The organism is Bartonella sp. HY406 (assembly GCF_025449315.1).
Taxonomy (GTDB): domain Bacteria; phylum Pseudomonadota; class Alphaproteobacteria; order Rhizobiales; family Rhizobiaceae; genus HY038.
This window is the reverse complement of the sequence record NZ_CP104893.1, coordinates 504,330-525,892: the sequence shown is the minus strand read 5'-3', so window position 1 is coordinate 525,892 and position 21,563 is coordinate 504,330. Positions and strand designations below refer to the sequence as shown.

The 21,563-nt window shown below is 41.5% G+C and carries 22 protein-coding genes and 1 tRNA gene; 7 read left to right on the top strand and 16 right to left on the bottom strand.

Annotation, left to right across the window (positions count from 1 at the left end; all coding sequences use genetic code 11):
• Positions 1-19 precede the first annotated feature (19 nt).
• Positions 20-1,531, bottom strand: coding sequence for a histidine--tRNA ligase (gene hisS / locus N6B01_RS02185; RefSeq protein ID WP_262079732.1), 1,512 nt, complete (start codon positions 1,529-1,531; stop codon positions 20-22).
• Positions 1,532-1,877: 346 nt separating this feature from the next.
• On the opposite strand from hisS, the gene N6B01_RS02180 reads away from it, so the two are divergent.
• Positions 1,878-2,663: a transporter substrate-binding domain-containing protein gene (locus tag N6B01_RS02180; protein WP_182418707.1), complete on the top strand. Its 786-nt coding sequence runs from the start codon at positions 1,878-1,880 to the stop codon at positions 2,661-2,663.
• A 73-nt stretch (positions 2,664-2,736) separates the two neighbouring features.
• Here the strand turns inward: N6B01_RS02180 and N6B01_RS02175 are convergent, their stop codons facing one another.
• Together N6B01_RS02175 and pal are read right to left on the bottom strand one after the other, a co-directional pair.
• Complete coding sequence (locus N6B01_RS02175; protein ID WP_182418706.1) at positions 2,737-3,696, bottom strand: tyrosine recombinase XerC; 960 nt, start codon at positions 3,694-3,696, stop codon at positions 2,737-2,739.
• Between the two features lie 216 nt (positions 3,697-3,912).
• Positions 3,913-4,452, bottom strand: coding sequence for a peptidoglycan-associated lipoprotein Pal (pal, locus tag N6B01_RS02170; protein ID WP_182418705.1), 540 nt, complete (start codon positions 4,450-4,452; stop codon positions 3,913-3,915).
• Positions 4,453-4,851: 399 nt separating this feature from the next.
• Between pal and N6B01_RS02165 the strand changes: the two genes are divergently transcribed.
• Positions 4,852-4,925, top strand: a tRNA-Gln gene (locus N6B01_RS02165).
• A 378-nt stretch (positions 4,926-5,303) separates the two neighbouring features.
• On the top strand, positions 5,304-5,624 hold the full coding sequence (locus N6B01_RS02160) for a hypothetical protein (RefSeq protein ID WP_262079730.1): 321 nt from the start codon (positions 5,304-5,306) through the stop codon (positions 5,622-5,624).
• 413 nt (positions 5,625-6,037) lie between these two features.
• On the opposite strand, the gene N6B01_RS02155 is transcribed toward N6B01_RS02160, so the two are convergent.
• A complete protein-coding gene (locus N6B01_RS02155) occupies positions 6,038-6,598 on the bottom strand; it encodes a YagU family protein (protein WP_262079729.1) in 561 nt (186 codons plus the stop codon).
• A 166-nt stretch (positions 6,599-6,764) separates the two neighbouring features.
• On the opposite strand from N6B01_RS02155, the gene N6B01_RS02150 reads away from it, so the two are divergent.
• Positions 6,765-6,908, top strand: a complete 144-nt coding sequence (locus N6B01_RS02150) for a hypothetical protein (protein ID WP_182418703.1) — start codon at positions 6,765-6,767, stop codon at positions 6,906-6,908.
• Between the two features lie 95 nt (positions 6,909-7,003).
• On the opposite strand, the gene N6B01_RS02145 is transcribed toward N6B01_RS02150, so the two are convergent.
• From N6B01_RS02145 to N6B01_RS02110, 8 genes are all read right to left on the bottom strand, one after another.
• Complete coding sequence (locus N6B01_RS02145) at positions 7,004-7,483, bottom strand: hypothetical protein (protein ID WP_262079727.1); 480 nt, start codon at positions 7,481-7,483, stop codon at positions 7,004-7,006.
• Positions 7,484-7,705: 222 nt separating this feature from the next.
• On the bottom strand, positions 7,706-8,227 hold the full coding sequence (locus N6B01_RS02140) for a hypothetical protein (RefSeq protein WP_262079726.1): 522 nt from the start codon (positions 8,225-8,227) through the stop codon (positions 7,706-7,708).
• A gap of 250 nt (positions 8,228-8,477) precedes the next feature.
• A complete protein-coding gene (locus N6B01_RS02135) occupies positions 8,478-8,945 on the bottom strand; it encodes a hypothetical protein (RefSeq protein ID WP_262079724.1) in 468 nt (155 codons plus the stop codon).
• Positions 8,946-9,209: 264 nt separating this feature from the next.
• Entirely contained in the window at positions 9,210-9,668 is a 459-nt protein-coding gene (locus tag N6B01_RS02130) for a hypothetical protein (RefSeq protein ID WP_262079723.1), read from the bottom strand.
• Positions 9,669-9,861: 193 nt separating this feature from the next.
• Positions 9,862-10,464, bottom strand: a complete 603-nt coding sequence (locus N6B01_RS02125) for a hypothetical protein (protein ID WP_262079722.1) — start codon at positions 10,462-10,464, stop codon at positions 9,862-9,864.
• 45 nt (positions 10,465-10,509) lie between these two features.
• On the bottom strand, positions 10,510-11,466 hold the full coding sequence (locus tag N6B01_RS02120) for a helix-turn-helix domain-containing protein (protein WP_262079721.1): 957 nt from the start codon (positions 11,464-11,466) through the stop codon (positions 10,510-10,512).
• Positions 11,463-12,911: a replicative DNA helicase gene (locus tag N6B01_RS02115; protein WP_262079720.1), complete on the bottom strand. Its 1,449-nt coding sequence runs from the start codon at positions 12,909-12,911 to the stop codon at positions 11,463-11,465. Before N6B01_RS02115 ends, N6B01_RS02120 begins: the two co-directional genes overlap by 4 nt.
• 3 nt (positions 12,912-12,914) lie before the next feature.
• A complete protein-coding gene (locus N6B01_RS02110; RefSeq protein WP_262079718.1) occupies positions 12,915-13,145 on the bottom strand; it encodes a hypothetical protein in 231 nt (76 codons plus the stop codon).
• A gap of 334 nt (positions 13,146-13,479) precedes the next feature.
• Here N6B01_RS02110 and N6B01_RS02105 point away from each other — a divergent pair, with 334 nt between their 5' ends.
• Entirely contained in the window at positions 13,480-14,160 is a 681-nt protein-coding gene (locus N6B01_RS02105) for an XRE family transcriptional regulator (protein WP_371739716.1), read from the top strand.
• Positions 14,161-14,292: 132 nt separating this feature from the next.
• On the opposite strand, the gene N6B01_RS02100 is transcribed toward N6B01_RS02105, so the two are convergent.
• From N6B01_RS02100 to N6B01_RS02085, 4 genes are all read right to left on the bottom strand, one after another.
• Positions 14,293-15,618, bottom strand: a complete 1,326-nt coding sequence (locus tag N6B01_RS02100) for an NAD(P)/FAD-dependent oxidoreductase (protein WP_262079717.1) — start codon at positions 15,616-15,618, stop codon at positions 14,293-14,295.
• A gap of 122 nt (positions 15,619-15,740) precedes the next feature.
• Entirely contained in the window at positions 15,741-17,237 is a 1,497-nt protein-coding gene (locus N6B01_RS02095; protein ID WP_262079715.1) for an aldehyde dehydrogenase, read from the bottom strand.
• Position 17,238: 1 nt separating this feature from the next.
• Entirely contained in the window at positions 17,239-18,141 is a 903-nt protein-coding gene (locus tag N6B01_RS02090; protein ID WP_262079713.1) for a dihydrodipicolinate synthase family protein, read from the bottom strand.
• A 103-nt stretch (positions 18,142-18,244) separates the two neighbouring features.
• Entirely contained in the window at positions 18,245-18,928 is a 684-nt protein-coding gene (locus N6B01_RS02085) for a GntR family transcriptional regulator (protein WP_262079711.1), read from the bottom strand.
• 243 nt (positions 18,929-19,171) lie between these two features.
• On the opposite strand from N6B01_RS02085, the gene N6B01_RS02080 reads away from it, so the two are divergent.
• A complete protein-coding gene (locus N6B01_RS02080) occupies positions 19,172-20,062 on the top strand; it encodes an aromatic amino acid exporter YddG (protein WP_262080542.1) in 891 nt (296 codons plus the stop codon).
• Between the two features lie 138 nt (positions 20,063-20,200).
• Entirely contained in the window at positions 20,201-21,526 is a 1,326-nt protein-coding gene (locus N6B01_RS02075) for an MFS transporter (RefSeq protein ID WP_410007221.1), read from the top strand.
• The last annotated feature ends 37 nt before the right edge of the window (positions 21,527-21,563 follow it).

Below are 21,563 nucleotides of genomic sequence, written 5' to 3'. Positions count from 1 at the left end.
ATCTATTCTTATTACGCTTTTATTGCGGCTTTGACGCTTTTCTATCTTCTTCTTGGGCGGCAAGGATTTTTTGTACCTCTTGCACAAGCTCGGCTTCACCAACGGTTACCTGCGCAGGGCGGCTTTGACGCCATGTTTCATTGTCAGCAATCTCAGCCGATAGGCGTAGCCCCTCCAATAGATCCTTAATTTCAACTGTGCCTGCCTCGCGCTCGTTAGAACCTTGAATGACAACGCAAGGCGCGTTACGGCGATCCGCATATTTCATTTGCGAGCGCATGCCCGTATCACCGACATAAAGCTCGGAGCGAATACCGGCAAGACGCAAATCAGCCACCATTTTTTGATAACGCACCAGCGCTTCACTGTCGCGGTCCATAACCAATACCACAACAGGGCCAACGCTCGTTGAAAGATCTAGCTTGCCTAGATTTTTAAGCGCAGTCATAAGGCGTGAAACACCAATGGAAAAGCCAGTGGCTGGCACTGGCTGCCCACGAAAGCGCGACACCAAACCATCATAACGACCGCCGCCGCCTACCGAGCCAAAAACAACCTTTTGGCCATCTTCATTAACCACATCAAATAATAATTCGGCTTCAAAAACTGGGCCAGTATAATATTCAAGGCCGCGCACCACGGAAGGATCAATCTTAACCCGCCCTTCATAGCCTGCTGCATCAAATAGCACATTCATGTCTTGCAATTCGCGCACGCCTTCAAGACCGCGCTCACTGCCTTCAACCACTTTCGTCAAATTGGCAATTGTTTCACTGCCAGTTGTTCCGCCAGCAGCCGTAAAAGCAATAACTTTTTCAATGGCGTCTTCGCTAAGCTCTGCGCCTTTGGTAAAATCACCACTTTCGTCCACGCGCCCTTTACCAAGCAAAGCGCGTACGCCCTCTTCGCCAAATTTATCAAGCTTATCAATTGAGCGTAAAACCGTCAGACGCTTAGCGCTATTTTGCGCTTCACCAAGGCCAATCAATTCCAAAACGCCATCAAGCACTTTGCGGTTATTAACGCGGATTGCATAATCACCGCGCGCAATGCCAAGCTTTTCCAATGTGTCGGCAGCCATCATGCAAATTTCAGCGTCTGCTGTTACATTTTCAGCGCCAACCGTGTCGGCATCAAATTGCATGAATTGGCGGAAACGACCAGGGCCTGCCTTTTCATTGCGGAAAACCCAACCAGCGCGATAGCTGCGATAGGGCTTTGGCAAGGTTTCAAAATTTTCAGCAACAAAACGCGCCAATGGTGCAGTTAAATCATAACGCAGCGATAACCATTGTTCATCATCATCTTGTAGCGAAAATACCCCTTCATTAGGGCGATCTTGATCAGGCAAAAACTTGCCCAAAGCATCAGTATATTCAAAAATCGGAGTTTCAACGGGTTCAAAACCATAAAGCTCATAAACACTACGAATGGTTGACATCATTTCTTCGGCGGCACGCAATTCGGCAGGATGGCGGTCAACAAATCCACGCGGTAGTCTTGCCTTGGTTTTTTCTTTGTCTTTAGCCATTTGCTTTCGCCTTTGTCTTTTCGTTTACTGTCTTTAAAACCCATATATACATGTATATACATGAGTTAATTGATAAATTTATATCTATTGCCTTTAACATTGAAAAGGCAAATCAAACAAGTATTGATTGAAAGCATTTGCTTTAAATTTTAGGTTATTGGCAATATCTTACAGCTGATTAGGGTCAGGACCTCAATTTAAAACAATTTTTGACGATTTTTCAAATTTAGCAAAATAAAGCCACTCCAATAAAGCCCCAATAAAATTTACAAAAAACAGGTTTAACAAACGCGGTTTATGGCATATGTTAGGCTAAGGGTTGAATATTGGGTTAAAAGGAACGAGTATGAAATTATTTGCAATTGCCACGATGGCAGCAGCGCTTTTTATCAGTAATGCCAATGCTGAAAATCTGCGCCTTGGTATAAGCGCCGATTTCCCGCCATGGGGTTTCACCACACCAAGTGGCGAAATTACTGGTTTTGAGCGCGATTTGGGCGATGCAATTTGCCAAAAGATTGATGCCACCTGCACATGGACCAACCAAGCCTATGATGGCTTATTGCCAAGCTTGCAAATTGGTAAATTTGACATGTTGCTTTCTGGCATTTCCATCACTGAAGAACGGGCAAAGAATGTCGACTTCTCCATTCCTTATGGTGAATCACCTTATCAATTTGCAGCCCTAGCTGATAGCCCGCTTAAAAGCGTTAAAACCACTGCCGAGCTTGAAAAAGCTTTAGAAAATAAGGTTATTGGCGTACAAAGTGGCACCACCCATGAATTTGTGGTAAAAGCCCATTTTAAAGATGCCGATGTGCGTATTTATGAGCGCAATGAACAAATCGTTGACGACATTTTAGCTGGCCGTCTTGATACTGCTCTTCTTGAAATTACTGTTTGGGAAGGCTTATTGAAGGACGATCATAAGATTGAACGCTTTGGCCCAATCCTCACCGGTGCTGATTATCCTGAATTTGGCCAAGGCATTGGCGTTGCAATGAAAAAAGGCAATAGCGAATTAAAGGCTCGCGTTGATAAAGCAATTAGCGAATTAACTGCTGATGGCACGGTGAGCAAATTATCTAATCAATATTTTGGCTATGATGTATCTTTCAAAAAGAAAGATTAATCTTTAAGACATAACCAACAATAAGCCTGCTGCAGTTTTTCAAACATTGCAGCAGGCTTTTTTGTGCATATGATTATCGATCAGCGCGCGGATGGGCATTTTGATAAACCGCCAATAAACGCTCTGTATCCACTTGGGTATAGATTTGCGTTGTTGAAAGGCTGGCATGGCCAAGCAATTCTTGAATAGAACGCAAATCGCCACCTGCAGTTAATAAATGGGTTGCAAAAGAATGGCGCAATGCATGGGGTGTTGCACTATCTGGTAGCCCAAGGCTGCCACGCATATGCTGCACAGCACGCTGAATAATAGCTGGCTGCAAAGCACCGCCCCTTACCCCGCGAAATAGCGGTTTTTCACGCTCCAAGGCAAAAGGGCAAAGCTTGCGATAATGATTAACAGCGGTAAAAACTGCTGGTAATATTGGCACAAGACGAGTTTTGCCGCCCTTACCGGTGATATAAAGGCTGGTTTGCGCGGCATTTTCAAGCTCTTTTGCTTGCAGCGACAAGGCTTCCGAAATACGCAAGCCGCAACCATAAAGCAGTGTTAAAACGGCAGCATTACGGGCGCAAACCCACGGCTCGTCGCTATCTTGCGCGGCGATGGAGACCACATCGCGCGCGCTTTGCGGCGCAAGCGGCTTTGGTAAACGCTTATCTGGTTTGGGGCTACGAATAACTTTAGCGGCGGGAACATGGGCAAGGTCTTGGCGGCCAAGATAATCAAAAAATGAACGAATACCGGCAAGACCACGCCCTAAACTGCGCGCACTAATATCATCGCGCCGCCTTGCGGCAAGAAAGCTGCGTAAATCGCTCACTTTTAAAGCACTTATATCGCCAAAAGATACCGCATCACCATTATATTGGGCAAGAAAATGCAAAAATTGCCGTGTATCACGCTCATAGGCTTCAATGGTTAAGTTTGATAAGCGCCGTGTATGCAAAAGATTTTCAAGCCAATTTTTGCGGGCCAATAATACATCAGGCTTGGCAGGTAATAGCTCTATATCATTTGATTCTTCACGCATTATGGTCTTTCCATCTAAGTTGCGAATAACAAAAAGGCTTACCCATATAATAACGGATAAGCCTTTCATTTTTATAAATACTTAAATCTTAAAGCGTTTTTTAAAAAAGTGTTAAGCGGTTTTCGGACAAAAAACGCGGTGTAAACAAGGGATTAAGGCGCTGATCTGATCCAATCAGATCGAAATGCGCTCTAAAGCCCGCAATAAAGCCAAGATTTAGCTATTTGGCGCATTATTAACCACTGTAACAGCGCGGCGGTTTTGTGACCAACAAGAAATATCGTCACAAACAGCAACCGGACGCTCTTTACCATAAGAAATGGTCCGCATACGATTAGGTGAAATACCTTGTGAAATTAAGAAATCGCGGGCAGCAACTGCACGGCGCTGTCCAAGGGCGATATTATATTCACGGGTACCGCGTTCATCGGCATGGCCTTCAACGGTGATGGTATAGTTAGGATAACGCTTCAACCATTGGGCTTGGCGCATCAAAGTTTGCTGACCATCGCCACGAATAGAGGATGAATCAAGCTCGAAGAACACGCGATCACCAACATTTACGGTGAAATCTTGTGCTGTTCCAGGTCTTGCACTACCTGAGCCATATTGGCCATTGGCACCATATTGACCATTGGCACCAAATTGGCCATTGGCATCTAAACCGGTGTTTTTCTTAGCGCAACCAGCAAGGGTAAGCGAAAGAAAAAGTGCTACCGTAACGGGATGGCGTATAATTGTCTGGAAACGGCGCATGTGCCGGCACTCCCTTAGTTGGTCTGTTGATAATTTGTCTTTAGCCTAAGTTCATTAAAGGCAATTCAATAACTATGGTTAACAAACGATAAACTTGAAATTTTTATCACTTTTTGACGTATTTTTCTGCAAAAAAGCAAAAAACATCATCAAGGCTTGCAGTTTTCATCGCCAAAAATTACGGCGTTTAAACGGCGATCATCAATTTATTTTACCAATGATTATAAAAGTTAGTCAAAAAGACGATATTTTGTCGCTGACATATTTGCGCGTTAGAATTTAAAAACAAAGCAAAAAGAATATGCAATTGGTGCTTTTTATCTTGATTGGCTTGAAAAATATGATAGAAGTCACCGCACTAGAAGATTCGGCTTCAATATATTTGCCGCTAATCTGTCTTGGGGAATAGTTTAAGGGTAGAACAGCGGACTCTGACTCCGCTAGTCTTGGTTCGAATCCAGGTTCCCCAGCCAATTTTTCAAAAATTTCAAAATGCTTTAAAGATTGAAAACATCTATCCACAATGGCTTTATCCCCTTTTTAGCTAACATCATGGCAACAAAAGATTTAAATATTTAGTTTTCCTTGCATTACTTAAACAAAGATTGCCATTGGCTGTTTTAGATCTGTAACCTGCGCATAGGCGGCTTAAATTGCATTAAAATTGATAATTTATCTGGCAGTGAACCGCTTTTGCTTTGCAATTTATGACATATTGCTACGTCCTTATAGATCAGCATCAATAAATTCCGATATGATAAAGTATAGATTTTTTTATAAATGATTGCATCAATTAATATAATTGAGTACTATATATATTTATTTAAGTTTATTTACACAAAGGAGTAAACATGAAAAAAATATTATTTTCTTTAATTTACTTTCCTTTATTATGCCTTTTAATTGGCTGTCAGCCGCAAGTTATTCAACCTCCTTTACCAACTGCCGCCTCTTTTCATAAACCAGGGGTAAGCCTTGAAGATACCCAAAAAGCGCTTGGTGATTGCTTCCAAAAGAGTAAAAATAACATTATCAATTACACCTTGGACGATGCGGCTAAGAATAACGTAAATGTAAAAACAAGTTTATGCATGCAAAATTTGGGTTTTACATTAGACAAAAATGCCCATATTTTCTTTAGACCTGTCGTTACTCCAAGAGGGTGGTGGTAGCAATAAATTTGGCCTAAGCCTTATACCGTATTTTCAATGGCATTTTATTAGTTATTTAATTGTTTTAAGCGCTTTTGGTCTTCTGCTACCAATGCGCAGCGATTAGTCTTTATGCACGAGCCCAGTTGATAGAATATTTGGAACTTATTTCACAGTTTACCAATGACAATATAGATACAAAGACAAAGAACATAATTGCCATACATCTTAGCATCATTTTAGCCACTTTTTAACTGGCATTAGCGGTTATTTTAGATGTCATCAAGGTTATTTTACGAAAAAAACCGCCTCATAAAGGCGGTTATGTTTAATGTAAAAGTAATATGGTTAGCAATTTAAGCTATTGGCAGGCAAGCATATAGTTTAGCCTAATCTTATATCTTTGCTTGTCTGCCAATGCTTACAGCTCATTATTAAGCTGCCATTACATCCGTTTTACCACTTATTCTATATCTTAAATCATGTCTAAAAATTTCAATCGTCCATGCCCAAACTAGGTGCCCGAAACTTTCTGAAAATAATTCGTCAAAAGGCAATTTCCAAATTGGCGGCGCCCAGCCACCAACTGGTAACACCAAGCCATGAAAACCGATTGTCACGACAACACCAAATAGAAGACCTTGCCAAAGTTTAACTTTTGGAAAAATTTCAGCGGCGATACAGTAAGCAACAGCAAAAACAATCGAAAATAAATAATGAACACCTGATATGCCCCAATTAACTATATGATCTGAATAGTGATAGATCATATTGCTGGAATCAATACCAAAGCTTTGCAACACTTCCGCAGGTGGGATCAATCTATCTGGGGTGCGTGGAGGCAGAACACCTTCAACTCCAGATTTAACAAAACCGGATATAATGCCACCGGCTAAACCGACAATTACAGCAACGCCAAATAGCCGATCTTTAGGGTTCGTTCTAACAAATAATGATGTCATAATATAACTACTCGCAGATGAAATATAACCCATCAATATCCATATTTAGCTTAACCGCAAGTCACAATAAAGAGAGCAAAACCAGTCATTTACCTCAACTTACAGCTTGCCAATATTAATAATGATGTTTAGCCGCACCTTGAATCGCTTATTTTCGCTCCATATAGATCTGCAGTTACAATATTTTAGGATCTAAATTATGAACCGATTTCTTTACCTCATTATTGGTGCGCTTATTGTCGTTGTTATTGGTTTTGGTTACTACACCTATAAGCAAGAAAAACAACCATCAGGCATTGAACTAAAACTTAACGAAAATGGTGTTTCGGTCGATCAGCATTAAAAAATGTTGAGCAGATTTTTTTTAGTTACTGCCCAACATTTTTTTCGTAAATAGTGCCCGAACTATAAGATTTAGGGCTAAACCTTAAATCTTATTTATGAATAGAATACAGGCAAAGTGTTTAATGAGAGCTGATAATAAATTGCATTGGCATCTCCCCCAACAGGAATAGACCATTGCGCAGCTGGGGCAATGTCTTTTAAAATGCCTATTGGAAAACGTCCCTCACCCGGTGATAAATGTAACGCATCATGATTTGAAGCAAAAATAGTTTGGCCAATATTAACAATTGTTACGTCTAATGGCTTTACCAAAGCATCAGCCATAAAAGTTACGTCCCCCCCCTGAATTGGTCGAACTTTAATATCGCCGTCTTCTCCATTTGTATTGTCATACATGCCCTCTTCGTATTGTGTTGACACGTAACCAATAAATACAACTGCATCAGGATGACTAATTGGAACAAGCAATCTATTCTTTGTTAATGCCAATAAATTACCTCCTCGCAAATTAACACCCGCTTTTACTGGATAGTTATTATCTATATAAGCCTCAGTTACACCTTTAATAATCATATTAAATTCCTTCTTAGTAAATTTCGTTTTGCCCGCCTCGCTTTAGCAGCGGCATTTTTAATTTTATATTCTGTATCTATACAGTAATTGTGACTATATTCACGTTTTGTTCTACAACCGCAATTTATATAAGAAGTTTCTGACTTATGCTTTGTCAAGCCAATAGGCTGTTTGGAAAAAGGCAACCAATGTGGCTGCCTTTATATATTTTAAAATATGGGCTTACGCTTTATAGCGCGGTAGGTTAACGTTTGTGTCAATCCAATGATATGATTCCGTAGATAATTTTCCTGTCCAATCTCGTGAAGGAGCAGTTAGCAAGTAAATACCAATAGGAAGACGACCTTTACCAGGCGTTTTATGAAGTGTGCGATTGCCAGACGCATAGATAATTTGTCCGTGATCTTGTAAGCTAACATCCAAAGGTTGGGTTAAACTGGCAACTGGGAAGCCATAGGTACCTAAAAAGCATGAACCATTTTTATCGCCGTCCTGACCGTTAGTATTATCAAAATTGCCTTGCATGTACGTATCATAATACTCTTGATCACTTTCAGGAAAGCCTGATGACGGTAGAGTGATTGTTACCCCCGCAAAAATAACAGCTTCCGGATGCTCAATCGGCACCAAATAGCGCTCTTTAGTACATGCGCATAGCATGTCAAAATCTAGCTTAATACCACCTTTCACCCCTAGGCTTATTTCTGGAGCAACATGAGATCCAGCTATAGTTGTATGTGTCATTTTAAATTCCTTTTAAGTAAATTTCGTTTTGCCCGCCTAGCTTTAGCAGCGGCAGTTTTTAATTTGATAGTTTAAATTTATTCAGCAATTGCGGCTATATTCACGTTTTGTTCTATAACCGCAATTTATATAAAAAGTCTCCAACCTATGCTTCGTTAACAAAACTAAGCAAATATTATTGTAATTCTCTCAGATTTTGACTTTAAGCATCGCTATTACAGCAATGCTTTATCAGCATGATACTAATTGCTTATGAACGATAAACAGCTGAAATTTTGCTTGTATCTAATTCATAATAAATTTCATTTGGATCACGGTTAGGATCGGTAGTGAAATTTTTCTTAATGCTGGTTAGCACACCAATAGGTAAACGACCTGCACCTGGCACGAGATGAAGTGTCTTAGCAGAAGACGCAAAGACTTGTTGATATAGATTTTCAAGTTTTGCGTCAAATTTTTCGGTCAAATCAGAGGCAAAAATTTTAAAATTACTAGGCACAGTTGACCAAACGTAAGCAGTGACATCACCATCTTGACCATTGGTGTTATCAACCCCTTCATAATTTCCTACAGTGCCAGCTACAGCAACCGCTTCTGGATGCCCCAATTGCACAATAAAACCATCCTTAGTTACTGCTGCAATTTCTTCACAAGCTAGCTTCACGCCAGCTTTGAGTAAGGATTGCGAATTACCGTCAGTTTGAATAAAATTAGCCATTGTAAATTCCTTTTCTTTAAATCACACGCCAGCTTTTTCTTAAAAAGCCTTTGTAGTATTAATTTCATAACTGCTAAGTCTTGAATGCATCTTAGCAATCACGGCTATATTCACGTTTTGTTCTATAGCCGCAATTTATATAAGAAGTCTCCAACCTATGCTTCGTCAACAAAAACTGGGCAATTATTTTTATATTTTGCTGAGATTTTGGCTTTAAGCATCGCTGTTATAGCAACGCTTTATCCCCAGCATTTTAATTCCAAATTAGCGATAAATCGGCGCAATTTTGCTTACATCAATTTCATAAACAATTTCATTTGGATCGCGTGAAGGATCTGCATCAAAATTCCGATGTATACTTGTCAAAGTACCAATCGGCATACGCCCCGTACCTGCAGTCGTATGAAGGTTTTGAAGGGTAGATAGGTAAACCTGCTGATTGAGGTTTTCAATTTTTACATCAAATTCTTTGGCTAAATCTGACGCAAAAAATTGTAAATTATCATAAATTTGAACGTTTACTGCAGTATCACCATCTTGGCCATTGGTATTATCTGGATCATCTTGACTTATTATACGTCCAGCATAAACAATACCATCAGGATGCCCCAAAGGTACGATCAAACCATTCTTGGTGAAGGCAGTATGTGACCTAACATTGAGTGTCGCACCACCCTTAACTAAATAAAAACCATCACTATTCTTTTGAAGAAAATCAGCCATTGTAAATTCCTTTCATTTAAAACACACGCTAGCTTTTTTAACAAAAACCTTTGTAGTATAAATTTCATATCTGCTAAGTCTTAGAAACATCTTAGCAATTGCGGCTTAGTTCATGTTTTGTTCTTTAGCCACAATTTATATAAGAGGTTTATGACATATGCTTCGTCAACAAAAAAATTGACAAAAATATTTTTTATAAAAAACGGCGAGAAGCGTGGGTTTTAGCGCAAAAATGGCGCACCAATGCATTTAAAACCATGCGGGCCGCGCCAATTAAATTTTCAAGTTCAACATCATTAATAATCACATATTGCAGTGCTGCATAAAGATTTTCATGGCCATTATCAAATTGCGCTTCTTGTATGGCTTTCATCGCATTTTGATAACGCTGGCGCGCCCGCAACACCCAATCGGTGTATTCTTGCATATTATCGACATTCATGGACTGCCCTGTTTTTTCATAAAATGCACCAGGCGAAAGTAGCGAGCAGCGATAATCATTGCGAATTTTTAAAAATTGAACGGCGGCATCATATTGATCTTGGCTTAAACCATTGGCAGCGCCTTTCATCGCTAAACGGCCAATAAAAGTCGCGGCCATCGGGTTTCGCGCCTCATGAACATTTAAACCAAAGCGGCGCGCCCGCACTTCAATTGCTAATTTATCAATTGGTTCTTGTGGCCCTTTAGCCCTTGAAACACGCCCATTAGGCTCGCGCAATTTACCATGTATGCGTGGACGACCGCCTCTTTTTTTAACATGTTGATTTTTTGTTTTTGCCTTTTGTTGTGCCATGATCATTCTCCTATTTTTAAATTGATAAATTGCGTCATTGTGGCGTTATTGTGCGGCAGCTAAATATGTTTCAGCCCAGCCTATGCCATCATTTGGCAAAACAAGCTTAGCTGGCACAAGTGAGCCTTGACGATTGGGCATTGGTCCCCAAAGGCTTACCTGCCACTCTTTACGGCTGCGGCCAAAATCTAATATTTTTTGCCAGCGTTGATCATCAAAGCCGCTAATATTACAATCGTGCGCCAAAGGTTTTACCTCTTGCGGTTGAAAGCCATCAAAGCGCCTTTGGCTGATAAAACGGCAAAAGTGCACTGGGCGATAATCGGGGTTTTTCTGGCAATGCGCCTTAAAATTGGGGATAGCAGCAAGTAGCAAAGCGCGGTCACTCGCATCTAAACGCTGCCACTCGCTAAAACCTTGTTTTTTTGACATATTGCAGTCAGTTGGGTATAACTTCCAAGCATTTTCAAATGCTTGTGGATAGTTTGGCTTTTTGTTTTTAGCTTTTGCCGCGAATAATTCTTGTTGTGATTTTTCTTTTTGGTTATCGCCTAAGTTTTCCTGCGGGTCGGAATGCTTTTCCGACAAAGAATAATCTTCTGGTATTTCTTCCAGTTTCTTATAAGGAGTATCAACAATGCAACCCTCCCCCGTATGTGCCACAACACCCTCCCGTTGCAGCTTGCCACCCTCGCCCTTGCAAATGCTATCCGCGGATAGCAAATTGCTACCCTCAAAATGCAAGATATAGCTATTTGCTAATTGGCGGCCATCATCGCCAAATTCACGGTTAATGCTAATCCAGCCATTTTGCTCAAGCCATTGCAATTTGCGAATAACGGTGCTGCGCGCGCAGCTGCTTTCTTGGCTGATACGCTCAAAAGTTGGGAAGCATTTGCCTGTTTTACTGTTTAAGCAATTGGCTAATGATATAAGCACCAGTTTGGCGGTTGGGTCTGTTATTGTTTGATCTAAAACCCAAGCAACAGCTTTAATACTCATGGTCTTGCTCCATTTCTAATTGCCGCACATGCCATATCGGCAAAAACGCCAATGGTTTTCAACGGGCCATTGCGCTGCTTGGCCACAATAATTTCCATTGTATTTTGCGTATCAATTAAGCGCTCGACACGCGCACTTTCCTTGTCAAAATCAGCATATTTTTCGCGGTCAAGATAATAGGCCTCACGATGCAAAAACATAATCGTATCAGCATCTTGCTCAATAGCACCAGAGTCGCGCAAATCGGATAGTTGAGGGCGTTTATCATTGCGCTTTTCCACCTCGCGGTTAAGCTGCGATAGCAGCACCACAGCAATATCAAAATCGCGGGCAATAGCTTTTAATGTTGCGGTCATTTCGGCAATTTCATTATTGCGATTGCCACAATAGCGGTTGCTGGCGCGAATAAGCCCCAAATGGTCGATGATCAACACTGATAATTCAGCGCCGCCTTTGATAAATTCGGCTTTCATCGCTTCAACCTTGGCGCGGATTTGCGCAATGGTAATGCCTGATTGATCATCAATTAAAATTGGCAAGTTACCAATGGTTTGGCAAATTTCTTCCATTTGCTCCAAATCACTAAGCGCAATTTTGCCATTAATAATATGGGTGTAGGGAATATCCATGCGCTTATCAAAGGCAATATCGCTTGCCATGCGCGCGGCTAGCTTATCCTTATCCATTTCAAGCGAAATAATACCAACGCCATGCTTGCCAGATTTAGCAACCGCACGGGCAATGGCGGTGGCAAAGGTGGTTTTACCCATCGATGGACGCGCACCAATTAAAATTAAATCTCGCTTTTGAATACCACCGGTAATCGCATTTAAATCAACAAGCCCCCAATTTAAACCCGTTAAACCATTGTTAGAGCTTGCTGCTTTTCTTGCAGCAATAAAAGCACTTTGCATGGCGCGCGTTAACGAGGTTCTAGCGTTTTTGCTAGTTGATTTACGACATTTTACCAAAATATCATCAAAGGCGGCAACAGTTGAAGAAACAAGCCCTTGAAGCGATGCTAAAGGGTCTTTAGCGGCAATGGCGATATTTTGCGCGTGATCGGATAATTGCACCCTGCCCCATTGCTCAAGCACGCGCATTGCCCGTTCTTCAACACTAGCAGGACGGGTAATGGTGCTCGTGGTAAGACGCACCAAATATTCTGCCCAATTAACAAAGCCACGCGCTTTTAATTGTTCTTCAACCCCTTGCGGGCAGCCTTTTACAATAATTGGCAAAGTGGTTGATTGATAGGTATCAAAGCCGCGCTGCATGGCATTAAAAACACTTTGATGCAGTGGCTCAATAAAATTATCAGCCGATAAAATAGCCGATGCCTTGATGAAACATTCTGTTTCCAACAGGCAACCACCCAGCAAATCTTGCTCGATTTCAGGTATAAAAGCGTTTTGATTAACCGATGCATTTGAAAATTCCGCCATAAACTAATGCTCACTTTTTTTAAGGTTAAAACGACCCATTTTTTGCGAAAAATGAGTGGCGGCCTCATGGTCAAAATTGCGGTTAGAAAATGTAGCTCCATCCATTTTATTTTGTTGTATGACGTGGCGTAATAATGCGCGCCCTGCCGGTGTTACTGGCAAATGCACAAGCTTGGCCTTGGCATCAAGCCCCGCTAATAACCGCTTTGCCGCTTGTGAAAATGTTTCACTCATTGCGCCACCTCAACTTTATTAATATCCAACTTATTGGTAGCAGCAAATAAAGGGATAAAGCGGTATAAAAACCACTTATAATTTTGGCTTTGTAATTTTTTTAGGCTTTGATAATGGGTTAAGAATTGAGGGATCAGCGCGCCATTGCGCGCTTTCATATTGTTTTTAAAGTTATTTTTTGTAAAAAGTTTGAGTTTATCTATTTCAGAAAATCTGAGGTAATGAGCTAGAAAATATTGTACGACTCGTTTTTTCATAGTTGGATAATAGTTGTATTTATCCAACTTTGCAAGTGTAATTTTCCCTCTTTTAAAAAAGTTGGAAATATCCTATAATGACAAATATGGAACAATTACGTAAAATTATTGCAGCACGCTTGCAAGCGCTCAATATCGGTGCAGTTGAAGCTGCCACCAAGGTTGGGCTTGAAAAAGGCTATATTCGAGATTTCCTATCGGGGCGTAAAAAATCCTTTAGGAACGATAAATTTGCGCAATTAGCCCAAGCGCTTGAGTTAGATATGGCAGAGCTTTTAGAGGCAAGCACACCAGAGCAAGCCGCGAGGCTTAGCCTTGACGCGCCCAATGCTAAAATAGTAGGCCCCATCCATTTTGATACAAGCCGCAAAATTCCTATTTATGGCCAAGCGGTTGCAGGGGTTGATGGAGAGTTTTTGCTCAATGGCAACGTGCTTTATGATGTTATATGCCCACCACAATTATGTGATGTAAAAGATGCTTATGGCGTTGTGGTGAGTGGAGACTCTATGTCACCGCGCTATGAAGATGGTGAGGTGGTTTTTCTCAACCCGCAAAGGCGTGTAAAGCAAGGCGATTATGTGGTTGCGCAAATCCAAATGGATGAATTTTCAACCCCTCATGCTTTTGTCAAACGTTTTGTGCGCCACAATGCGCAAGAATTGGTGCTATCACAATTTAATCCACCAAAGGAATTGCGGTTTCCTCATGCCCAAGTGGTTTCCGTGCATTTTATTGCTGTTGCAGGCGAATTGTAAAAACTAAGCATTATGAAATGTGATAGCAAAGGTTGGCAATCGGCAATATAACCAAATGCCGCTTAACTGTTTTGGCTTCATTGACCAAGTTATGGCGCGAAAATGCGGGAAATTTTTTATATTTCTCCCGCTTTATATTTCTCCTTTGGCTTGCCACTCTTCAATGCTCATACGAATGGTGGCACCAATGGTTTTAATCGGCTCTGGTGGGCACCATTTGGGATTACTGGTTTTTAGCAAATAGCGCATTTCTTCACTATCAACATTGCAAGCAAGATCCGCAAGATAAGTGCCAAGCATCGAACTTCGTGTTAGCCCGCAACCATCACCCACTGCGGCTGCATAAACATGGGGGCTTTTTTGAAAAAAGAAGGAATCGCCATTCATCGTAAGCGGTATCATACCACCATAGACATATTCAAAATTAACATGTTTTAAACTTGGAAAGCGATTTTCAAAGGCTTTGCGCAATTGTTTACGTGCTTTAAAAACCCGTTCTGGCGACAGGGTTAAATGAGTGGGAAAGGTTAAGCCATTGCGCACAAAAATGCGGTTGGTTGATGTAAAGCGCACCGTAGTACCTGCCGCATGGGCGGAAGTACAACCCCATGGCGCAATATTTTTAATCGATGCGAGTTCATCCTTATTTAATTCACGGCTAAAAGCTGCAAAACTACCTGCAGGCGTCATACGACCTTTTTTCTCAATATCAAAACGATCTATAAAAACCCCCGCCAATAGCAATAATTGCCCAGCTTTTACGGTTTTGCCATTGGTGAAAGTAATGGTTACCACTTTGCCATCATCAAATTTTAAGACAGGACATTGTTCAAAAACATCCACATTTTTCGGCAAAATACTGGCAAAAGCCCGCACCGTTTCAGATGGGTTAATAAGGCAAGTGCCAGCTGTATATAAAGCGCGCTTATAATAATGCGTACCCATGCGCGTGACTAATTCGTCATGCTCGATAAATTGGCTTGAAGCCCCAATTTGATCAAGGAGTGTTGCCATTGCATCAAGATTTTTTAAATATTTTTGCTCATGGCCGGCAAGATATTTGCCACAATCCAGCCAATCAATTGCAAGCTGATGGTCATCTTTAAGCTTGCGCAAGCGTTTGATGATGAGGTTATTTAAATGAAAGCGATATTTATGATCGGCAATCGTAATCCCCGGCTCACCAAAAGAATGGGGAACATCAATTAAAAACCCAGCATTGCGCCCACTATCACCCATGCCAATTTGCAAGGCTTCAAAAAGGGCAATTTTTGCTTGTGGTCGGTGCTCGGCTAAGCGATGCGCTGCGTTAACCCCTGCAAACCCACCGCCAATAATGACAAAATCATAATCCTTTTCCATCAAATCATGATTGGTAAATGAATGGTTTTTAAAACGTGACAATTCAAACCAGCCAAGATCTCCCGCCTTGGCTGGAAAACGATCTATCTCTTGCATTATTCCTCCCCATCGCGCCCTTGAGCGCATTTCGATCTAATTGGATCAGATCGGCGCTCTAATCCATTGTTTACCTTCGTTTTTTGCCCGAAAGCCGCTTCACACTTTTCTTAAAAAACGCTCTAGGACGCTGAAATATCGATCCAAATGGTTTTTAATTCGGTATATTGATCATGAGCCCATTGCGATTTATCACGCCCACCAAAACCAGATTCCTTATATCCGCCAAAGGGTGTGGTGGCATCACCCTCGCCAAAGCAATTCACCGTCACAATGCCGGCACGAATTGCCTTTGATAGGGTAAATGCATGACGAAGATTTGCAGTATAAACGCTAGCCGCTAGCCCATAAGGTGTATCATTCGCAAGGGTTATCGCTTGGTCTATGGTGCTAAAACTGGTAATGGTAAGAATTGGCCCAAAGATTTCTTCGTTAAAAAGCTTGCTTTGCGCCCCAACATTATCAACCACTGTTGGAGATATATAAATATCGTCTTTCGCCTCTCCTCCAGCGATAAGATCAAGATTTTCTTCCTCAATAGTTTTAATGAAAGATAAAACCTTGTCATAATGGGCAGAACTTACCAAAGCCCCAAGCCGATTTTGAGGATCTAAGGGATCGCCCATTTTCCAAGCTTTCATATGATGCAAAATGCGCTTCAGCAAATTATCTTTAATTGCTTCATGGACAATAAGGCGTGAGGTTGCCGAGCAGTTTTCACCCATATTCCAAAAAGCACCGCTTACAATTTGTTCAGCCACCGCATCAATATCGCTGACATCATCCATAACCACAGCAGGATTTTTGCCACCACATTCAAGCACAATGCGCTTTAAATTGGAGTCAGCGGCATAATGGAGAAATAGCCGCCCCGTCTCTGTCGAGCCAGTAAAGCTTACCATATCAATATCCATATGGCGGCCAATCGGCTCACCCACTGCTCGCCCACCACCCGGCACAACATTGATAACGCCGGCAGGAATACCAGCTTTTTGCGCAAGTTCTGCCAGTTTTAGCGCGGTTAAAGTAGTTTCTTTTGCCGGCTTAATAACTAAGCTGCACCCTGCTGCTAAAGCAGGGCCAATTTTCCATGCAAGCATAAGTAAGGGAAAATTCCATGGCAAAACAAGACCAACCACACCAATTGGCTCGCGAATAATCATGGCGATTTTTTCATCCCCCACCGGTGCGGTGTTGTCGTAAATTTTATCAATCAGTTCGCCATGCCAACGCAAAGTATGAATAGTATCAGGCACATCAACACCAACACATTCGCTGACTGGTTTACCGCTATCCAAACTTTCCAAAACGGCCAATTCTTGCAAATGCTCTTCAATAATATCGGCAAAACGCAAGATAGTTGTTTTGCGCTCTAACGGGCTAAGCTTGCTCCATGTTCCTGCATCAAAAGCATGACGAGCAGCTTTTACCGCCAAATCAACATCGCCATTTGCACAATCGGCAATATCAGTGATTTTTTCGCCGGTAGCAGGATTTACAGTGGTAAACCTATCGCCCGATAAGGAGGGTTGAAATTGCCCATTAATAAAAGCATCTGTTGGATATTTTATAGAACGCGCAAGGCTATAATATTGGTCGCGAGTTAACAGCTCCGTCATCTTATGCCCCTGCTTCAATGGCAGGAATATCGGCTTTTAATGCGGCAATAATATCGCTAAGCTGTTCCTTGGCATTGTCATCAAGCCCCAATAATGGCGCACGCACTTTACCGGCATGAAGCCCTGCCAATTCGCAGCCATATTTAATCGATTGCACAAATTTGCCGCCATCAAGAAAATTCATGAATGGCATCATTGCCGCCATGATTTTACGCCCCTTGGTGAAATTACCGTCAATGACGCAAGCCTTATAAAGTGCAATATGTTCTTTTGGCAAAAAGTTAGAACCAGCGCAAACCCAGCTTTGCGCGCCCCAAGCAAAAAATTCAAGCGCCTGATCGTCCCACCCACATGACATGGCAATATTGGGATATTGGCAAGCAAGAAGGTGCATTTGATTAACATCGCCTGAACTTTCTTTAATCGCCCTTACGTTTTTAGAAGCGCTTACCAATTTGAAATATTCATCGCCCATTGTTACCGACATACGGCCTGGATAATTATAAAGCATGATGGGTAAATCAGCCGCTTTATCAATGGTTAAAGCATGGTGGGCGTTTTCAGCCTCGGTTGGCAGCGCATAAGGCGGTGATGTGACAAGAATGGCATCAGCCTTGATTTGTTTGGCATGGCTTGCATAAATAACCGCATCTTCAGTGCGAATAGCACCAGTGCCAATAATCAGTGGCAGGCGATTGCCAATAATTTCTTTAGCTTTTTCAGCAAGTTTAATGCGCTCCTCTTGGGTTTGCGCATAATATTCACCGGTTGACCCACCAATAATAATGCCATGCACTTGCGCTTCAATAAGGCTTTCAATAATATTTGCAAAAGCTTGCCAATTAATCTCACCATTTTCATCATAAGGTGTGATTGCCGGGGTGAAAATACCTTTAAAGTCCATTTTTTCCTCCAAAAAAAGTATAAAAGCTTTCTATTCGCTCCCACAAGGGTAAGAGCGTTTAATGATTGTTAGATTTTTTAAGGTTTAAAGCGCGTGAGCTAAATTATAGCTGGTTAATGTCAGCTTTCATGCTATGGGGCATGACAAACATTTCCATTCTTTCACGCGACAATTCCCAATGCTGGAAAACCAGCGCCACAAAAGCATCTTCATCGCGGGCAATAATTGCGGCGATAAAACCATCATGATGGGCAACCGCATCTTGCACCCGTGACGTCATGTCTTGACTGCTATTTTGCCGATAAAAAACACAACCAATGCGGCTATGATCAATCAACAAACGGCCAAGGCTTGCTTGCAAATAAACATTTCCCGACATTTCACCAATAATCTCATGAAAGCGATTATTAGAAAGTACCATATTTAATGCATCATGATCCTTGCTGGCTTTGGTAAAGTCTTCCTGTGTTTTTACCAATTCAGCAAGTTGCTTTTGTTTATAATTATGAACAGCAAGACGACCAATTGCCGCATAAATCATTGGCGCCACCAGAAAAAAATGGCGTATTGTTGAATGATTCATTGGCGAAACACGCGCACCGCGATTTTCTCGCAACTCGACATAGCCCTCTCCTGCTAGCCTTTGCAGCACCTCCCTAACTGGCGTTCTTGAAAGACCATATTCCTGCCCCAACCGAATTTCCTCAAGGTCTTCATCAGGATCAAGCTCCATTGTTAAAATCTGGCGCTTAAGGTCTTCATAGAAAATAGTTTTTCCGTTTTTCATGCTGCTCAACCATTTTATAAACTATCAAAGGTTTAGCAAACTATAGCCTACATTACGACTTTTTTTTTCATCGTCAAGCATTTTGTATATTTTCATAATACATTTTGTATAATATAGATATTTAACGGAGGATATTTCAAGTTTGGATAGGGGCATATAAAAGCAAAGCACAAACTTGATTCCATTTTCACCGTTTAAAAATCTGCTGCATGTTAGGGAGAGACGATGCACACCCCATCACATATGTCATCAAAGGCGACGATCATTGGTCTTCTTGCCATTTTAATGTGGGCTATCATGGTCACATTAACTGCCTATACCGGTGCGGTGCCGCCATTTTTATTAACCGCTATTGCACTGTTTATTGGTTCTCTTCCGGCAGTTTTGAAACTTATACTCCACCCGCAAAATCTTAAATTGCTAAAACAGCCACTTATCATTTGGCTTATTGGCATTGGCGGCTTATTTGGCCATCATTTCTTTTACTTTACTGCCCTACGCAATGCACCACCTGCCGAGGCGGGTCTTATCAACTATCTTTGGCCATTATTAATTGTGCTTGGCACTGCCTTTATGCCCAATGAAAAATTGCGCTGGTTCCATATAGGCGGGGTTATCCTTGGCTTTTGTGGCACAATCCTTGTGGTTAGCAAAAGCGGTGGCTTAGGCTTTGATAGCCGCTATGGTTTAGGCTATTTGGCCGCTATTTGCAGTGCAACTATTTGGGCGAGCTATTCCCTATTGGCACGCCGTTTCAACCGCATTCCAACCCTGCTTGTGGGTGGATTTTGCTTTATATCAGCGATTTTATCGCTCATTTGCCATTTTATCTTTGGTGAAGCCAATATTTTACCACAAGGCTTAATCCAGTGGAGCGCAATGATTGCCCTTGGTCTCTTTCCTGTTGGTCTTGCCTTTTATTGTTGGGATTATGGTATTAAAAATGGCAATATCCAAGTACTTGGCACCACAAGCTATGCAACCCCGCTTTTATCGACACTGCTTTTAGTACTGTTTGGCATCACCGAGCCAAATTGGAAAATTTTGGCCGCCTGTATTCTTATTACCTGCGGCGCGGTTCTTGCTTCCAAGGATATAATTTTTAAAAAGCGAAAACGTGAAAGCAATAAATAAATAAAGCTTAAAAACCTAAATTCAAAAATTGATAGGTCATAACTATCAGTAACTTATCATTCAAAATTTACATTATACAATATGTATACAAAGGATTCCAATCGAAAAAAATTTTTAAAACTAACGGAGGAGGATAAAATGGAACAATCGACTATATCAATTGAGGACGTACCGTTAAATGCGTTTCACCAACGTTTAACCATTTCGGTTGGCGGTGCATCGCTGATGGATGGTTATATTTTAAGCATTATTGGTGTCGCTTTGGTGCAAATGACCGCCAATTTACATTTAAGCAATTTTTGGCAGGGAATGATTGCAACATCGGCATTGCTTGGGATCTTTGCAGGCGGCCTATTTAGTGGTTGGCTAACCGACAGATTTGGCCGGCAAAAAATAATTTTTGTTGCGCCAATTATCTTTTTGCTATGCTCAATATTGCAATTTTGGACAGATTCACCAACAATTATTTTTCTTTTACGCTTTTTGATTGGCATAGCCATTGCCATTGATTATTCGGCTGCCACCAGTCTCTTTGTCGAATTTGTTCCCAAAAAAAATCGCGGCGGTCGTTTAGCCGGCTTCACAATTTTATGGTTTACCGGCGCTGCCCTTGCCTATATTTTTGGTGACATTATCATGCGCTTTACGGGTGAAAATGGTTGGCGCTGGGCGTTAGCAAGCTCGGTTATCATTGGCATTATTTTGTTAATCTCGCGATTAGGCACTGTTGAATCGGCGCGCTGGTTAATTACCAAAAACCGCAGCAGCGAAGCCCTTGCCATTATCAAAAAAATCTATGGGGAAAAGTTTTCGCTTACCAATTTGTCAAAAGATACGGCGATGAAAAAACTATCCTTAGGTGATATGCTGCGCATGGGTTATGGCAAGCGCTTGCTATTTGTGATTATTTTTTGGACTTGTGCGATTATTCCTGTTTTTGCCGTTTATGCTTTTGCGCCAAAAGTATTGGATGCATTAAATTTAAAAGGCGATTGGGCAGCCTATGGCTCGGTTGTTATCACGCTATTATTTGTGGTTGGCTGTATTGTTGCAACCAAATTGATTGATGTCCTTGGCCGGCGCAAAATGCTCATTCATAGTTTTTTATGGTCGGGTTTGGCATTGCTATTATTGGGTGCATTTTCTAATTCTTCGCAACTTATTGTTTTGATCTTATTTGGGGCTTATGCTTTGTTTATTGGCGGCGCCCAAGTATTAGAGCTTGTCTATCCAAATGAAATATTCCCAACCGAACTTCGCCCCTATGCCATGGGTTGGGGTGTTTCAGCAACGCGCATTGGCGCTGCTATTGGTACATTTTTGGTGCCACTGTCGCTTGAAACTATTGGCATTGGCAATACTATGTATGTTGCTGCAGCGGTTACAGCAATTGGTCTTATTGTTTCTATCGCTTGGGCACCTGAAACCAAAGGGCTTGACCTTGATGATGCCGGAAAATTGTAAGCTTTAAAACGCAAAACCACACAAAATGACGGCTAGT

Excerpts from the sequence above, each read along its gene's own strand:
- N6B01_RS02090 (WP_262079713.1), bottom strand. The coding sequence starts at position 18,141 with ATGGACTTTAAAGGTATTTTCACCCCGGCAATCACACCTTATGATGAA.
- hisS (WP_262079732.1), bottom strand. The coding sequence starts at position 1,531 with ATGGCTAAAGACAAAGAAAAAACCAAGGCAAGACTACCGCGTGGATTT.
- N6B01_RS02140 (WP_262079726.1), bottom strand. The coding sequence starts at position 8,227 with ATGACACATACAACTATAGCTGGATCTCATGTTGCTCCAGAAATAAGC.
- N6B01_RS02145 (WP_262079727.1), bottom strand. The coding sequence starts at position 7,483 with ATGATTATTAAAGGTGTAACTGAGGCTTATATAGATAATAACTATCCA.
- N6B01_RS02095 (WP_262079715.1), bottom strand. The coding sequence starts at position 17,237 with ATGACGGAGCTGTTAACTCGCGACCAATATTATAGCCTTGCGCGTTCT.
- N6B01_RS02130 (WP_262079723.1), bottom strand. The coding sequence starts at position 9,668 with ATGGCTGATTTTCTTCAAAAGAATAGTGATGGTTTTTATTTAGTTAAG.
- N6B01_RS02110 (WP_262079718.1), bottom strand. The coding sequence starts at position 13,145 with ATGAGTGAAACATTTTCACAAGCGGCAAAGCGGTTATTAGCGGGGCTT.
- N6B01_RS02080 (WP_262080542.1), top strand. The coding sequence starts at position 19,172 with ATGTCATCAAAGGCGACGATCATTGGTCTTCTTGCCATTTTAATGTGG.
- N6B01_RS02100 (WP_262079717.1), bottom strand. The coding sequence starts at position 15,618 with ATGCAAGAGATAGATCGTTTTCCAGCCAAGGCGGGAGATCTTGGCTGG.
- N6B01_RS02160 (WP_262079730.1), top strand. The coding sequence starts at position 5,304 with ATGAAAAAAATATTATTTTCTTTAATTTACTTTCCTTTATTATGCCTT.
- N6B01_RS02125 (WP_262079722.1), bottom strand. The coding sequence starts at position 10,464 with ATGGCACAACAAAAGGCAAAAACAAAAAATCAACATGTTAAAAAAAGA.
- N6B01_RS02150 (WP_182418703.1), top strand. The coding sequence starts at position 6,765 with ATGAACCGATTTCTTTACCTCATTATTGGTGCGCTTATTGTCGTTGTT.
- N6B01_RS02120 (WP_262079721.1), bottom strand. The coding sequence starts at position 11,466 with ATGAGTATTAAAGCTGTTGCTTGGGTTTTAGATCAAACAATAACAGAC.
- N6B01_RS02180 (WP_182418707.1), top strand. The coding sequence starts at position 1,878 with ATGAAATTATTTGCAATTGCCACGATGGCAGCAGCGCTTTTTATCAGT.
- N6B01_RS02075 (WP_410007221.1), top strand. The coding sequence starts at position 20,201 with ATGGAACAATCGACTATATCAATTGAGGACGTACCGTTAAATGCGTTT.
- N6B01_RS02175 (WP_182418706.1), bottom strand. The coding sequence starts at position 3,696 with ATGCGTGAAGAATCAAATGATATAGAGCTATTACCTGCCAAGCCTGAT.
- N6B01_RS02115 (WP_262079720.1), bottom strand. The coding sequence starts at position 12,911 with ATGGCGGAATTTTCAAATGCATCGGTTAATCAAAACGCTTTTATACCT.
- N6B01_RS02085 (WP_262079711.1), bottom strand. The coding sequence starts at position 18,928 with ATGAAAAACGGAAAAACTATTTTCTATGAAGACCTTAAGCGCCAGATT.
- pal (WP_182418705.1), bottom strand. The coding sequence starts at position 4,452 with ATGCGCCGTTTCCAGACAATTATACGCCATCCCGTTACGGTAGCACTT.
- N6B01_RS02105 (WP_371739716.1), top strand. The coding sequence starts at position 13,480 with ATGACAAATATGGAACAATTACGTAAAATTATTGCAGCACGCTTGCAA.
- N6B01_RS02135 (WP_262079724.1), bottom strand. The coding sequence starts at position 8,945 with ATGGCTAATTTTATTCAAACTGACGGTAATTCGCAATCCTTACTCAAA.
- N6B01_RS02155 (WP_262079729.1), bottom strand. The coding sequence starts at position 6,598 with ATGGGTTATATTTCATCTGCGAGTAGTTATATTATGACATCATTATTT.